At 64.0% G+C, this 15,467-nt stretch carries 11 protein-coding genes; 6 read left to right on the forward strand and 5 right to left on the reverse strand.

The genetic code is table 11. The annotated features are described in order from the left end of the window. Positions 1-60 precede the first annotated feature (60 nt). Positions 61-372, forward strand: a complete 312-nt coding sequence (locus tag ACIPZ8_RS12520) for an Mpo1-like protein (protein ID WP_400723251.1) — start codon at positions 61-63, stop codon at positions 370-372. Here the strand turns inward: ACIPZ8_RS12520 and ACIPZ8_RS12525 are convergent. Then, entirely contained in the window at positions 369-1,181 is an 813-nt protein-coding gene (locus tag ACIPZ8_RS12525; RefSeq protein WP_400723254.1) for a UDP-2,3-diacylglucosamine diphosphatase, read from the reverse strand. The genes ACIPZ8_RS12520 and ACIPZ8_RS12525 overlap by 4 nt on opposite strands. 126 nt (positions 1,182-1,307) lie before the next feature. On the opposite strand from ACIPZ8_RS12525, the gene ACIPZ8_RS12530 reads away from it, so the two are divergent. Beyond that, positions 1,308-2,072, forward strand: a complete 765-nt coding sequence (locus ACIPZ8_RS12530; protein ID WP_400723257.1) for a helix-turn-helix domain-containing protein — start codon at positions 1,308-1,310, stop codon at positions 2,070-2,072. Between the two features lie 156 nt (positions 2,073-2,228). Beyond that, a complete protein-coding gene (locus ACIPZ8_RS12535; RefSeq protein WP_400723260.1) occupies positions 2,229-3,119 on the forward strand; it encodes a DMT family transporter in 891 nt (296 codons plus the stop codon). Here the strand turns inward: ACIPZ8_RS12535 and ACIPZ8_RS12540 are convergent, their stop codons facing one another. After that, positions 3,120-3,401, reverse strand: coding sequence for a SelT/SelW/SelH family protein (locus ACIPZ8_RS12540; protein WP_400723263.1), 282 nt, complete (start codon positions 3,399-3,401; stop codon positions 3,120-3,122). Positions 3,402-3,468: 67 nt separating this feature from the next. Between ACIPZ8_RS12540 and ACIPZ8_RS12545 the strand changes: the two genes are divergently transcribed. After that, the gene (locus ACIPZ8_RS12545; protein ID WP_400723266.1) at positions 3,469-5,655 is read left to right on the forward strand and encodes a patatin-like phospholipase family protein; all 2,187 of its coding nucleotides are present in this window, start codon (positions 3,469-3,471) and stop codon (positions 5,653-5,655) included. A gap of 117 nt (positions 5,656-5,772) precedes the next feature. Here ACIPZ8_RS12545 and ACIPZ8_RS12550 read toward each other — a convergent pair whose 3' ends face one another. After that, positions 5,773-6,210 carry a MarR family transcriptional regulator gene (locus ACIPZ8_RS12550; protein WP_400723269.1) on the reverse strand — a complete coding sequence of 146 codons (438 nt, stop codon included), beginning with the start codon at positions 6,208-6,210 and terminating at the stop codon, positions 5,773-5,775. 138 nt (positions 6,211-6,348) lie between these two features. Next, a complete protein-coding gene (recQ, locus tag ACIPZ8_RS12555) occupies positions 6,349-8,493 on the reverse strand; it encodes a DNA helicase RecQ (protein WP_400723272.1) in 2,145 nt (714 codons plus the stop codon). Between the two features lie 245 nt (positions 8,494-8,738). Here recQ and ACIPZ8_RS12560 point away from each other — a divergent pair, with 245 nt between their 5' ends. Then, complete coding sequence (locus ACIPZ8_RS12560; protein WP_012315632.1) at positions 8,739-9,326, forward strand: YecA family protein; 588 nt, start codon at positions 8,739-8,741, stop codon at positions 9,324-9,326. A gap of 7 nt (positions 9,327-9,333) precedes the next feature. After that, positions 9,334-9,699 carry a YbaN family protein gene (locus tag ACIPZ8_RS12565; RefSeq protein WP_400723275.1) on the forward strand — a complete coding sequence of 122 codons (366 nt, stop codon included), beginning with the start codon at positions 9,334-9,336 and terminating at the stop codon, positions 9,697-9,699. Between the two features lie 38 nt (positions 9,700-9,737). Here ACIPZ8_RS12565 and ACIPZ8_RS12570 read toward each other — a convergent pair. Further along, the coding region (locus ACIPZ8_RS12570) for an Ig-like domain-containing protein (protein WP_400723278.1) at positions 9,738-15,467 on the reverse strand (5,730 nt) is incomplete at its 5' end.

Genomic DNA, 15,467 nt, shown 5'->3' on the forward strand with positions numbered 1-15,467 from the left:
CTCGATTCAGGCTCCACGCCGTGTATCCTGTCCAAAAGTGATAATCCCGGAGCACTGCCCATGACCAGCACCGTGCAGTTTCGCAGTTTCGCCGAGTTCTATCCGTATTACCTGGGGGAACACAGCAACCCCACCTGCCGACGCCTGCACTTCGTCGGTACCAGCCTGGTGATTGCCTTGCTCGCCTACACCATTGGTAGCGGCAAGTGGTTGCTGCTGCTGGCAGTACCATTTTGCGGGTACGGCTTCGCCTGGGTCGGGCATTTCTTCTACGAGCGGAACAAACCGGCGACGTTCAAGCACCCGTGGTATAGCCTGATCGGCGATTTCGCCATGTTCCGCGACATCCTGCTCGGCAGGATCAGCCTCTAGGCCGGCTCACGCAGGGCTGTCGCGGCCTCGGCCTGACGGGCCTGGGCATCGGCCAGCCGATACAACTCGATGCTGCCATCCCAGTGCTCGATCAGTGCCGTGCACGATTCCACCCAATCGCCGCAATTGAGGTATTCCACCTCCCCCACCTGACGAATCTCGGCATGGTGGATGTGCCCGCAGACCACACCGTGAAAGCCGCGACGGGTGCACTCATGGGCAATCGCATCCTCGAAGTCGCTGATGAAGTTCACCGCGCCCTTTACCTTGTGCTTGAGGTACGCCGACAGCGACCAGTAGCCATACCCGTAGCGCGCGCGCCAATGGTTGAGCCAGCGGTTGAGCACCAGGGTGAACTCGTAGGCACGGTCGCCGAGAAAGGCCAGCCAGTGGTGATAACGGGTGATCACGTCGAACTGGTCACCATGGATCACCAGCAGGCGACGGCCATCGGCGGTCAGGTGCTCGGCTTCGTCCACCAGCTGGATGTTGCCCAGCATCAGCTTCGAGTAACGCCGCAGGAATTCGTCATGGTTGCCGGTGACGTAGATCACCTCTGTGCCACGCTTGCTCATGGTCAGCAGGCGGCGGATCACGTTGGTGTGGGCCTGCGGCCAGTAGATGCCGCTGCGCAGCTTCCAGCCATCGATGATATCGCCGACCAGGTAGACGCGGTCGGCCTGGTAGCCCTTGAGGAACTGCGACAGGTGTTCGGCCTGGCAGTCACGCGTGCCCAGGTGCACGTCGGATATCCACAACGTGCGCACGCGCTGCTTGCGTGACGGGCGAGAGAGTTCGACATGGGTCATGGGCAGGCTCCGGCGCTGTTTGCTGGAGACTGGCAGGCACAGGTGACAGGTTGGTGGCAGGGATGTGACGAGTGATGGTCTGCCAGGAATGCGGCACAATGGCTGACAGCCCCACGAGGATGTCCCATGGCCGGCCCGATACTTTCCTTGCGCCACTACCGCGATGAGCTGATCGCCCACAGTCACGAACACCCGCAGTTGGTGTTCGGCCTGCACGGTCGCCTGGATTTCGAGGTGCAGGGCCAGGGCGCCAGGGTTGCCCGCCAGGGGCTGATGGTGGTACCCACTGGCGCCCATCACACCTGCGGCAGCGACATTGGCAGCGATTGCCTGGTGCTGGATGTGCCCGATGAGCACTGGTTGCACGAGCAACTGGGGGCGCATGCCGATGCCAGCCGACGCCTGCTCGACCAGCCTGGCGCACTGGGGCTGGATGATCGCCAGCAGCAACTGGTGGACTGGCTGGCGGCGAGCCCCATGGACGACCCGCTGATCGCCCGGCAAGGCGCGGTGCTGTTGCTGGCCTGCCTGAACCCCGGCGCGTCGGCCAGAGTCACCCCCAGCCAGCGCCTGCCCTATGCTGCATTCGATGCGCATATCGAACAGCAGGCGGCCTACCCCTTGCAGGTGGCCGACCTGGCGCGTATTGCCGGCTTGTCCAGTGCTCGGCTGCATGCACGGTTCAGCGCCGAGTGTGGCATGACACCGATGGACTACATCCGCCAGCGGCGCCTGCTCAAGGCTCGGCGGCTGGTCACGCAGACCTTGCTGCCGATGGGCGAAATTGCGGTGCAGGTGGGATACAGCTCGCAGAGTGCCTTTTCGGCGGCGATGCTACGGGCATTTGGTTGCTCGCCGCTGGCCATGCGGCGAGAGCCTGGCGACAACTGACGGCAGGATGGCGACAGAAAGTGTCTGCCTGAAGTTTTACACTGCGCCTGTGCCGGCCTCATCGCGGATAAATCCGCTCCTACAGGCATCGTGCAGGAGCGGATTTATCCGCGATGAGGCCGGCACAGCCAGTCAAGATTTGAGCAAGGACCCACCATGAACCACCGCACTGCCCTTGGCGCCCTGCACATCGGCGCGCTGTTCTTCGGCTTGACCGGCGTCTTCGGCAAGCTGGCCGCCAGCGCCAGCCCGGCAATCATCGTCTTTGGCCGGGCCGCCTTCGCCGTGCTGGCCCTGGCGCTGTTCGCCAGCCTCACCGGCCCCGGCTGGCGACGCCTGAGCGGCCAGGACGTACGCCGCCTGCTGCTCGGCGGCGTGCTGCTGGCCGGCCACTGGGTCAGTTTCTTCATCGCGGTGAAAGTCGGCGGCGTGGCCATCGCCACCCTGGGCTTTGCCAGCTTCCCGGCCTTCACCGTCATCCTCGAAGGCCTGTTGTTCCGCGAGCGCATCCGCCGCAACGAGGGCGTGCTGGTGGTGCTGGTCAGCATTGGCCTGATACTGGTCACGCCGGCATTCGACCTGGCCAGCCAGGCCACCGGCGGCCTGCTCTGGGCCCTGCTCTCCGGTTTGCTGTTTTCACTGCTGTCGCTGACCAACCGTGCTGGCTCCGGGCGCTTGCCCGCCGTGCAGGCGGCGCTGTGGCAGAACCTGGTGGTCGGCTTGTGCCTGCTGCCCTTCGCCGGTCCGGGGCTGAGCCAGGTCGCCCGCATGGACTGGTTGTGGATCGCCTTGCTCGGGATCTTCTGCACTGGCGTCGCCCACAGCCTGTTCGTGGCCAGCCTGGCGGTGATCAAGGCGCGCACCGCCGCCGTGGTGTTCGCCATGGAACCGGTCTACGGCATCGCCGTCGCCTGGGCGGTATTTGCCGAAACGCCAACCCTGCGCATGCTGCTGGGCGGCGTGCTGATCATCTTCGCCATCGTGCTGTCGAGCCGCATGGCCGCCGAACAGCCACCCCGGCACAAGGTCGTGGCCGAGGGCGCCTGATCAGCGATCGTTGTGGCCCAGGTCGCGCTGCGGGTCGATCTGGTCGCGTACTCGCTGCTTGAGCACCTTGGCCTCGGGGAAGCCACCGTCGGCCTTGCGCTCCCAGATCTGCACGCCATCGCAGGTGATGCGGAAGATGCCGCCGGTGCCCGGTTCCAACGCCACCCGAGCAAGGTCGTCGGCGAAGGTGCTGAGCAGTTCCTGGGCTAGCCACGCAGCGCGCAGCAGCCATTGGCACTGCGTGCAATATGTGATGACGATTTCCGGCTTGTTGTCGGCCATGCTGAGGCTTCTCCAAATGAGGGGCCGCTTATACTAGCGGTCTTTAGCCTTAGGTTTGAGACTCACGATGCGCCGCCTGCTGTTCTGCCTTCTGCTGACGCTCACTGCCCTCACCGTGTTCGCCGCCGAGCCTGCCCGCCCCAAGGTCGGCCTGGTGTTGTCGGGTGGTGCCGCCCGCGGCCTGGCCCATATCGGCGTACTCAAGGCCCTGGAGGAACAGGGCGTGCACATCGACGCCATCGCCGGCACCAGCATGGGCGCCGTGGTGGGCGGGCTGTATGCCTCCGGCTACAGTGTCGAGGAGCTGGAAAAGCTCGCCACCACGCTGGACTGGCAGCAGGCGCTGTCCGATGCACCGCCACGCAAGGATGTGCCGTTCCGGCGCAAGCAGGATGACCGCGACTTCCTGGTCAAACAGAAGCTGAGCTTCCGCGACGACGGCAGCCTTGGCTTGCCACTGGGGGTTATCCAGGGCCAGAACCTGGCGCTGCTGCTAGAAAGCAAGCTGGCCCATACCGCCGACACCCGTGACTTCGACAAGCTGCCGATCCCCTTCCGCGCCGTGGCCACCGACATCGCCAGCGGCGAGAAGGTGGTGTTCAGCCGCGGTCACCTGCCCCAGGTGATTCGCGCAAGCATGTCGATCCCGGCCGTGTTCGCCCCGGTCGAGCTGGATGGCCGCCTGCTGGTGGATGGCGGCATGGTCGACAACATCCCGCTCGACGTGGCCCGGGAGATGGGCGTCGACCTGGCCATCGTCGTCGACATCGGCACCCCGCTGCGCGACCGCAAGCAGCTGGCCACGGTGGTCGACGTGCTCAACCAGTCGATCACCCTGATGACCCGGCGCAACTCCGAGGAGCAGCTGGCCAGCCTGCATCGCGACGACATCCTGATCCAGCCACAACTGGCCGCCTTCGGCGTTACCGACTTCGGCCGTGCCCGGGACATGATCGACGCCGGTTACCGCGCCACCCGTCTGCTCGACCCGCGCCTGGCCGCGCTGCGCCAACCAGAGAGCGACGCCAGCCTGGCCGTGGCCCGCTCGCCGGGCCAGCGCACACCGGTGATCACCGCGATCCGAATAGAGAATGACTCGAAGGTCAGCGACGACGTGATCCGCTATTACATTCGCCAGCCGATTGGCGAGCCACTGGCACTCGACCGCCTGCAGACCGACATGGGCACCCTGTATGGCCTGGACTACTTCGACCGGGTGCAGTACCGCGTGGTGCACAAGGGCGACGACAACATCCTGGTGATCAACGCCCGCGGCAAGCGCGGCGGCACCGATTACCTGCGCCTGGGCCTGAACCTGTCGGACGACCTGCGCGGCGACAGTGCCTTCAACCTCGGCGCCAGCTACCGCATGAACGGCATCAACCGACTGGGCGCGGAATGGCTGACCCGTGCCCAGATCGGTGACCAGCAGGAGTTGTACAGCGAGTTCTACCAGCCGCTGGACGTGGGGTCGCGCTACTTCGTCGCGCCCTATCTGGACTTCGGTTCGCAGAACATCGAAGCGACCTTGGACAACGACCCGATCGCCGAGTACCGGCTGGAGCGCTACGGCTTCGGCCTCAATGTCGGCCGCCAGATTGGCACTTCCGGCGAAGTGCGTCTGGGCGTGGGCAAGGCCTGGGGCGAGGCCGAGGTGCGAATTGGCGATCAGGACCTGCCCAGCGTCAGCTTCAATGAAGGCTTCTACGCGCTGAAGTATTCGTTCGACACCCTCGACAACCTGTACTTCCCGCACCATGGCGAGGACATCGGCCTGACCTTTCGCAAGTACGACAAGTCGCTGGATTCGGACGAAGACTACCGGCAGTGGCTGATCAACCTGGACAAGGCTTTCAGCGTCGGGGCGAACACCTTTGTGCTGGGTGGGCGCTACGGGCGCACGCTGGACGATACCGAGGTGGTGACCTCGAGTTTCGTGATGGGGGGTGCGAGGGAGCTGTCGGGTTTCCGCCAGGACTCGGTGTCAGGGCAGAACGTCAGCCTGCTGCGGATGGTGTACTACCGGCGCCTGACGCCGCGGGCCTATCTGCCGCTGGACTTCCCGCTGTATATCGGCGGGTCGCTTGAGCGTGGACGGGTGTGGAACAACGACAACGAATTCGACAGTGGCTACATCAACGCGGCGAGCATCTTTCTGGGGCTGGAGACGCCGCTGGGGCCATTGAACCTGAGTTATGGGGCCAACACTGCGAATGAGCAGGCGGTGTATCTGAACCTGGGTCATACCTTCTAGCAGGCCGGGGCCGCTTTGCGGCCCTTTCGCGACACAAGGCCGCTCCTACAGGGTATTGCATGTTCCAGTAGGAGCGGCCTTGTGTCGCAAAAGGGCTGCGAAGCAGCCCCAGAGCATTCAGGATTTTTCGAGGTTGGCGAGAATCTTGGCATGCACCCGCATGCACACTTCCAGATCGGCCTCATCCACGCCCGTGAACAGTTCCAGGCGCAGGGCATTGGCGATGGTCTCGATCTGCTCGATCAGCGGCTTGGCCGGTGGGCACAGCAGGATCTTCTTCGCCCGCCGGTCCTCCATCACCGCCTGGCGACGCACCAGCCCCTGGCCTTCCAGGCTGTCGAGCAGCCGTGCCAGGGTCGGGCCTTCAACGCCCACGCTCTGCGCCAGCTCGCGCTGGGTGGGTGCCTCTTCGAAGCGGGCCAGGTGCAACAACACCAACCAGCGCGCCTGGGACAGGTTGAGCCCGGCCAGACGGCGATCCAGCTCGGCACGCCAGCCACGGGACATCTGCGCCAGCTGCATGCCGAAGCGGTGTTGGTTGTCGGTCAGGGGCATAAGCAACTCATAGACTAGAACTAATTATTAGTCAGCTAACCATGCTCCGGGGTCTCAGGCAAGGCTGCCCGCCCCGGAAACGTCCGATAATCGTCAAAAAGGATGACAAGCATCAGCAGTTGACTGAAATGCCGCCCATCAGAGCTCGAACTCCGCCGCCAGCGCCGCACGCACGCAGTACAGCACGCCTTCCGGCACCCGTGCGCCGAACAGGGGGGCAATCGCCGATACCGGCGGCAGCTCGCCCTCGCCATCGAGGAAGGCATCCTGCACTTCCATCATCAGGTCTTCCGGCAGGTCCAGCGCCTGCTCCAGGCTCAGCTCCTGGCGGCCAAGGGCTTCGGCCAGCAGGCTGTAGACATTCTTCTCGCTGCAGTTGAGCTGGCCGGCGATCTGCGCCGGTGTCATGCCGGCGCGGGCCAGGCTGACCAGTTCGTGACGCAGGTCGAGCACCACCTTCGGCGCCTCCTCGGTGCCCCCAGCGCCATTGAGCACTTCGAGGAAGGCCTGGCCATAGCGCTCCAGCTTGCGCGCACCCACGCCGCTGACCTGGGCCATGTCGCTGAGGCTGGTCGGCTGGCTGCGGAGCATTTCCAGCAAGGTGGAGTCGGGGAAGATGACGTAGGGCGGCACGCTGTGCTCTTCGGCCAGCTTGCGCCGCAGGGTGCGCAGCGCCTCCCACAGCTCGCGCTCCTCGGCGCGTACCAGCTGGCTGGCCGGGCTGCCGCCGCTGGAGGACGCCTTGGCCACGGTCTGTGGCTTGAGGTCCCGGCGCAGCTGCAGGTTCACCTCGCCGCGCAGCAGCGGCCGGCAGCTGTCGGACAGGCGCAAGCCACCGTAGCCTTCGAGGTCGATGTCGACCAGGCCGCGCGCCACCAGCTGACGGAACAGCGAACGCCATTCGGCCTCGGCCAGGCCCTTGCCGACTCCGAAGACCGAAAGCTTCTCGTGGCCGAAGTTGCGCACCTTCTCGGTGTCCTTGCCCAGCAGCACGTCGACCAGGTGCCCAACGCCGTAGCGCTGGCCGGTGCGGAACACCGCCGACAACGCCTGGCGGGCCGGCTCGGTGGCGTCCCAGGTCTGGATCTGGTCGACGCAATTGTCGCAATGGCCGCAGGGTTGTTCGAGGGTTTCGTCGAAATAGGCCAGCAGCGACTGGCGGCGGCAGCGGGTTTCTTCGCACAGGGCCAGCATGGCGTCGAGCTTGTGCTGCTCGATGCGCTTGTGGCGCTCATCACCTTCGGAATTCTGCAGCATCTGCTTGAGCATCACCATGTCCTGCAGGCCGTAGGCCATCCAGGCATCCGACGGCAGGCCGTCACGGCCGGCACGGCCGGTTTCCTGGTAATAGGCCTCGAGCGACTTGGGCAGGTCGAGGTGGGCAACGAAGCGCACGTTGGGCTTGTCGATGCCCATGCCGAAGGCAATGGTTGCGACCATGATCAGCCCTTCCTCGTTGAGGAAGCGGTGCTGGTTGGCGGCGCGCGTCTCGGCGGCAAGGCCGGCGTGGTACGGCAAGGCCGGGAAACCTTGCTCGCAGAGGAACGCCGCGGTCTCGTCGACCTTCTTGCGCGACAGGCAGTAGACGATGCCGGCATTGCCGCGGCGCTCGCCGAGGAAGGCCATCAGCTGCTTGCGTGGCGCCTCCTTGGGCACGATGCGGTAGAAGATGTTCGGCCGGTCGAAACTCGACAGGAAGCGCTCGGCCCCCTGCAGGTGCAGGCGCTGGACGATCTCCTCGCGGGTGCGCATGTCGGCGGTGGCGGTCAGGGCGATCCGCGGCACATGGGGGAACAGCTCGGCCAGTTGCCCCAACTGCAGGTATTCCGGACGGAAGTCGTGACCCCATTGCGAAACACAGTGGGCTTCGTCGATGGCGAACAGCGAGATGTCGAGGCCACGCAGGAAGTCCAGCATGCGCGGCTGCACCAGGCGCTCAGGCGCCAGGTAGAGCATCTTCACCTCGCCCCGGCGCAGGCGCCCGGCCAGGTCACGCTGCTGCTCAGCGCTCAGGGTGGAATTCAGCGCCGCTGCGGCGACGCCGAGTTCGTCGAGGGTGGCGACCTGATCGTCCATCAGCGCGATCAGCGGCGACACCACCACCGTCAGGCCAGGGCGCAACAAGCCAGGCACCTGGAAGCACAGGGACTTGCCGCCACCGGTAGGCATCAGCACCAAGGCATCGCCGCCATTGGCCACGCATTCGATGATCGCTGCCTGGCGCCCGCGGAAACTGTCGTAACCGAAGATATCCTTGAGAACGCGCTGAGCCTGTTCGAGCATGTGCAACTCCACAAATCGCCGTACCATCCTGGACACAGGCTGGACGAAAAACCCGCCCCGCACACGCCAAAAGCGTAAGCGGCTTTTGCCAGACGGCTGGGTAAACCCGCCCCTGGATGAAAAACGGCGGAGTATACCGTAGTGACGGCCCGCACAGGATGCCCGGTGACAGACGTTCCCTTTGCCCCGCTGCCGCCGCAAGGTGCTAGAATTCACTATCGTTTATTCCCCAAGGTAGCCCTGTAATGTCCTTCGCCGAGCAACTGACCCGCCTGCAAGCCTTCCTCGACGCCGACGAGCTGCACGAAGAAGCGCTGGACTACGTCGCCGCACACGGCTACCTGACCGCGCTGTCGATCTGCTCCGAGGACGTCCCCGAGCGTGAATGGATCGACGCGCTGTTCGCCGAAGAGCCCCATTACGCCAGCGATGCCCAGCGCACCGAGATCGAAGCGACGCTGGTGGCCCTCAAGGGCCACATCGCCCGCCAGCTGGCCAGCGACGAAGAATTCGACCTGCCATGCGACCTGGACCTGACCGACGAGCCGGACGATTCCGACCTGCGCGGCTGGTGCATCGGCTTCATGGAGGGCGTGTTCCTGCGTGAAGAGGCCTGGTTCGAAAACGCCGAGGAAGAAGTCAGCGAAATGCTGCTGCCGATCATGGTCGGTTCCGGCCTGTTCGACGAACAGCCCGAGTTCGCCGACATCGCCAGCAACGCCAACCTGCAGGACGACATGATCGTGCAGATCCCGGAAGCACTCAGCGCGCTGTTCCTGCTGCTGCACGCCCCAGACGAGAAGCCGGCACTGCTCAAGCCTCGCCACCACTGAGTCGGCCGTGCGCTACCTGCTGCTGGCCATCGGCTGGCTCAGTGTTGCGCTGGGGGTGCTGGGGATCTTCCTGCCGGTGTTGCCCACCACCCCGTTCCTGCTGCTGGCGGCGGCCTGCTTCGCCCGCAGCTCGCCGCGCTTTCACGATTGGCTGGTCAACCATCCCAAGCTTGGGCCGTGGATCCGTGACTACCTGAGTGGCGAGGGCATTCCGCTCAAGGGCAAGGTCTACGCCATCGGGCTGATGTGGGCGAGTATCGGCTTGTCCTGCTACCTGGTGCCCTTGTTCTGGGCCAGGACCTTCATGCTTACCAGTGCGGTGCTGGTGACTGCCTACATCCTCAAGCAGAAGACCTTGCGCCGGCCCAGCTGAGCCCCGCTATCGCCTGTGCCGGCCCAAGACCACCTCGCTTAAACCGTATCCACCTTCAAAGAATGGTCATTGATCATCCCGTTGATGATGGTCGCAGTATCCTGCCCCGCCGAAATCACGCCGCCCGCCCCTGCCGTCACGCCATAGTGCTGGGCCAGGTCGACGCCAGCCAGGTCGATGGTCTGGGTCGGCGCCGCCCCCGCCACGCTGCTGACCTCGATGGTCGAGACCACATTGCTGCCAGTCCCGCTGACCTTGAAGTGCAGGTAGTCATCCAGCGACGCCGCCGTGGCATTCTCGCCCTGCAGCAGCTGCGACAGGTCCAGGTGGTCGCTGCCCGGGGTGAAGTCGGTGACCGTGTCATGCCCGCTGTCGCCCTTCTGCCAGACGAAGGTGTCGTTGCCGTTGCCGCCGGTCATGATGTCGTTGCCCGGCCCACCGATGAGGATGTCATTGCCGTCGCCGCCCTTGAGCACATCGTTGCCCAGGCCGCCGTTGAGCAGGTTGTCGCCAGCATCCCCGATCAAGGTGTCGTTGTAATCGGAGCCGATCAGGTTCTCGATGCCGGTCAAGGTATCGACGCCGGCAGCACCGGTATTCTGTGGGCCAGCCAGGCTCAGGTCGACCGTCACCCCTCCGCTGGCAGAGGCATAGCTGGCGGTATCGTTGCCTGCTCCGCCATCGAGCAGGTCGTTGCCAAGGCCGCCGATCAACAGGTCGTTGCCATTGCCGCCGTGCAGGGTGTCATTGCCAGCCCCCCCCACCAGCACATCATGACCGTCACCACCGTTGAGAAGAGTGTCGGCGTTGCTTGCCATCAATACATCATTACCTGCCGTGCCGTTCAGGCTCGTCCCGGCCTGGTAAGTGATATCCACCGCACCGGCAGCACTGCCGCCATGGCCATCGCTGACGGTGTAGCTGGCCTGATGCACGTCGTTCACGGCGTTGCTGTAATCGACCACCAGGCTCAACTTGTAGCTCTCGGCAGCCTTGCTGTGATCCGACGGATCGATCTGATTGACCACATGGATGCTGTACACACCGTCATGGCTGGCGGTGAAGCTGCCGCCATCGGCAATGGGTTGGTAGCTGCCGTTGGCATCCTTCCACTCCAGGCCCAGGTTGCCATCGGGGCGGTCATGGTCCAGCTGCAGGGTCTCGCCCTTGCGCAGGCTGACGGTGATCACATCCTCGCTGTTGGCATTACTGCTGGTGATGTTGCCGAGGTAGCCTAGCACCACCAGCGCCGCGGTCATGCTGCCGGCGGCTGTGGTGAAGGCGCTGCGCTCCAGGGCTTTGAACTGGTTGTCGAGCGTGTTGCCATGGCCATCGAAGGTGATGTTCGCAACGCTATTGCCGAGGGTGAAGCCTGCCCCCTTGCTGGCAAAGTTCGTGTCGACGGTGATCGGCGACGCGCTCAAGCGGTCGTTGTCGGCGTCGCTGTCATTGGCCAGCAGCACTTCAGCCGGCACGGTGATGCTGGCGCCGGTGATATTGGTAATCACATGGTCCGCGCCTGCCACCGGCGCATGATTGCCATTGATCAGCACCAGCAAGTCGGCGCTGCTGGTATCGCCGTCGTTGTCACTGACCATGAAGCCGAAGCGTTCGGACTGCAAGTAGTCAGCGCCCTTGGGCGGCGTGTAGGTGAACTCGCCGCTGTCCATGTTCACCAGCAGGCTGCCACCCAGGCTGGTCTTGATGGTGAGCGTATTGCCCGTGGTATCGAAGCTGGCATTGTCTGCGCCACCGCTGACCTGGTATCCGCCCTGCCCGGCATTGGCTTTCGGGTCGTAAGTGTAAGTGGTGCCGTCCACCAGCAGTGCCTTGATGAAGCCGCCATCGGCACCAAAGGTGCCATCGCTGAGCAGGCTGCCGGTAATCGGCGAACCCTGCACGGTGCCTGACAGCACACCATAGAGCTGGTTGAAGTCATTGACGATTACCGAGTTGGTGTCGGTATGGCTGCTGCCGTCGTAGGCCAACGGGTTCAGGTTGCCCGCATTGATATCCTTGCCCAGGCCAATGGCGTACGACTTGATGCCATTGCTATCGAGGAAGCTTTCCCAAGTGGCTTCGCCGGCAGCGGAAATGCCATGCCCGGCGCTGGGTTCGCCGTCGGAGAAGAAGTAGCTGACATTCTGCGCGCCATCCAGCTTGCCATTCTGCACAAAAGCCACCTGGGCAGTGGTGGCAGCGCTGTCGTAGTGGGTGGTGCCGCCTGCGTGCAGGCCGTTGACGATCGACTTGGCTGCGTCGATGCTGACCCATTCAGCCGTCTTGATCTCTGCACCGCTGCCGAAGGTGACGATCTGCACCTTGATGTCGCCCATGTCGTCGTACTTGTCGAGCAGCGCAGCAATGGCCTGCTTGGCAGCCTCCAGGCGGGTCAGGCCGGGGATTCCGGATGCAGACGCCATGCTGCTGGACACATCGATCACCAGCAGGATGTTGGAGTCCACCTGGCCCGGGGTGATGCTGCGCTCGGCGCAGACTGCGGTGGGCTCATCATCGACGATGGTGATAGCAATGTTGCTGGTAACGCTGTGGCCCAGCGAATCGGTGGCTTTGTAAGTGAAGTATTCGACCGTCGAATCGGCACCCGGTGTATTGGCGGGCGAGGTCAGCGTGTAGGTATAGCTGCCGTCAGGGTTGATGCTGATCTGCCCATACTGGCCGACCGCGTTGCCAACCAGGCTGTAGGTCAGCGCCCCCACGCCTCCGGACACCGAACCCACCAGCGAGCCGGACGCCGTTTCGCCGGTCGAGCCCGGATCACTGCCGATGGCGCTGCCTGCAGCCAGGTCGTTGCCATCCTTGTGCAGGTCCAGGGCCTTCTCGAACACCGTGACATCGCGGTCCTCGCAGGCCATGAGCCTGGCGTCGTGCACGTTGATGGTCAGGGTCGTGGTGCTTTCGTCGCCATCGGCATCGCGGATGGTGTAGACGAAGCGGTCGACGGCATCCCGCGGCGAGGCCACGTCGGGGTTGGAGTGGTAGACCGCATTGCCTTTCTCGTCGATGGTCAGGTAGCCGTACTGGCCAAGCACCTGACTGTTCAGTTGGCCAATGGCCGAGGTACTGGTGTCATTACCGGCACGCACGCCGACCACGTAGTTGCCGTCGCTGCGCACGTCGGCACCCACCACATCGTTGTACATCACATTGCCGCGCACCTCGTCGCCCTTGTATACGCTGACAAAATCGCAATGGGCCTGGGGCACGTCGTCGACAATGCTGATGACGATGGTGCTGGTGGCCGAATGGCCGTACGCGTCCTGAACCTGATAGGTAAAGGATTCAGTGACGGTGTTGGCGCCATTGTTGGCATGGGTCGGTGAGTTGGCCGGCGACGTCAGGGTATAGGTGTAGCTGCCGTCCGCGTTCAGGTGAATCTGGCCGTATTGGCCAACGGCATTGCTGACCAGGCTGTAGGACAAGGCACCTATGCCGCCACTGGCCAAGCCGGCCAGGCTGCCAGAGGCTGTTTCCAGGGGCGATGCCGGATCGCTGCCGGTGACCGTGCCAGTGGCCAGATCGCTGCCATCCTTGCTCAAGTCCAGCGCTTTCTCGAACACCGTGGCTTCCCCGTCCATGCACACTTCGATGCGCGGGTCATGCACATTGATGGTGATCGTCGTGGTGCTTTCGTCACCGTCGGCATCACGGATGGTGTAGACGAAGGTGTCGACGGCATCTCGCGGCGACACCACATCCGGGTTGGAGTGGTAGACCGCGTTGCCCTTCTCGTCGATGGTCAGGTAGCCGTACTGGCCGTTCACCTGGGTGTTCAGCTGGCCGATGGCCGACGTGGAGGTATCACTGCCCGCACGCACACCGACCACGTAGTTGCCAGCGCTGCGCACATCAGCACCGACCACATCGTTGTACATCACATTGCCACGCACCTCGTCGCCCTTGTACACGCTGGTGTAATCGCTGTGGGCTTTCGGCACGTCGTCGACGATGGTGATGACGATGGTGCTGGTGGTCGAATTACCGACCGAATCTTTCACCTGGTAGGTAAACGTTTCGGTGACGGTGTTGGGGCCGTCATTGGCGTGGGTCGGCGAATTGGCCGGTGAAGTCAGGGTGTAGGTGTAGGTGCCGTCGGCGTTCAGGTGAAGCTGGCCGTACTGGCCCGTGGCGTCGCCTACCAGGCTGTAGGTCAACGCACCGACACCGCCACTGGCAGAACCGACCAGGGTGCCGGACGCGGTTTCGCGGGTCGAATCCGGGTCGCTGCCGGTGACGCTGCCGGCGGCCAGGTCGTTGCCGTCCTTGTGCAGGTCCAGGGCGTTTTCGTACACCGTCACATCGCGGTCCGCACAAGCCATCAGCGAGTTGTGGACGTTGATGGTGATCGTCGTGGTGCTTTCGTCACCGTCGGCATCACGGATGGTGTAGACGAAGGTGTCGACGGCATCCCGCGGCGACACCACATCCGGGTTGGAGTGGTAGACCGCGTTGCCTTTCTCGTCGATGGTCAGGTAGCCATACTGGCCGTTTACCTGAGTGTTCAACTGGCCGATGGCCGAGGTGCTGGTATCGCTGCCGGCGCGCACGCCGACCACATGGTTGCCGTCGCTGCGTACATCGGCGCCGACCACATCGTTGTACATCACATTACCGCGCACTACATCGCCCTTGTACACACTGGTGTAATCGCTGTGGGCTTGCGGCACGTCGTCGACGATGGTGATGACGATGGTGCTGGTGGTCGAATTGCCGACCGAGTCTTTCACCTGGTAGGTAAAGGTTTCAGTGATGGTGTTGGGGCCGTCATTGGCGTGGGTCGGCGAGTTGGCCGGTGAAGTCAGGGTGTAGGTGTAGGTGCCATCGGTATTCAGGTGAAGCTGGCCGTACTGGCCCGTGGCGTCGCTCACCAGGCTGTAGGTCAACGCACCGACTCCGCCACTGGCCGTGCCCACCAGGCTGCCGGACGCGGTTTCGCGGGTCGAGTTCGGGTCGCTGCCGGTGACGCTGCCGGCGGCAAGGTCGTTGCCGTCCTGATGCGTATCCAGGGCGCTCTCATGGACCGTTACCCCGCCAACGGGGCCGGCAACGAGCGAGCAGTCCTGCACATTGATCGTGATGGTCGTGGTGCTCTCGTCACCGTCAGTGTCGCGAATGGTGTAGACGAAAACGTCGCTGGCGCCTTGCGGCAGCACCGCATTCGGGTTGGCGTGATAGACCGCATTACCCGCCGCATCAATGGTCAAGGTGCCGTACTGACCAGCGATCGCGGTGTTGAGATTGCCGACGGCCGATGTCGACGTATCGGAGCCGGCACGTGCGCCGACCACGACATTGCTGGTGCCCGCCTGGTCCGCCCCCAGCTTGTCGTTCCACAGGACGTTGCCCGTGGCGGTCCCGCCTTCCACCACGCTGGTGGTATCCGCCCCCGCCTGCGGCACGTCATCGACGATATTCACGTCCAGGCTGCCAGTGGCGGTGCTGCCGTCGACATCCTTGGCGACCACGTCGAAGTGTTCGCTGATGCTGTTGGTGCCCGCACCGTCGGGGTGGCTGCCGTTGTCGGTCAGCGTGTAGCTGTAGCTCACCACCCCAGTGGCAGAGTTGTAGCCGGTGATGGTCAGGGTGTTGCCTGCCGGCGTGATCACCGATTGCGGGAAGCCGGCCGCCACGCCGCCAGTGACCACGGCGATGCCGCCCACCGTCAGGCTTTGCAGGCCGTCAGCCGCCGTGACCTTGAAGGTGCCTTGCTGGGTCAGTGCATTGGCATCCGGCGCGGTGCCGTCGCT

This window comes from Pseudomonas sp. NPDC089422, assembly GCF_044749405.1.
In the GTDB taxonomy this organism is placed as follows: domain Bacteria; phylum Pseudomonadota; class Gammaproteobacteria; order Pseudomonadales; family Pseudomonadaceae; genus Aquipseudomonas.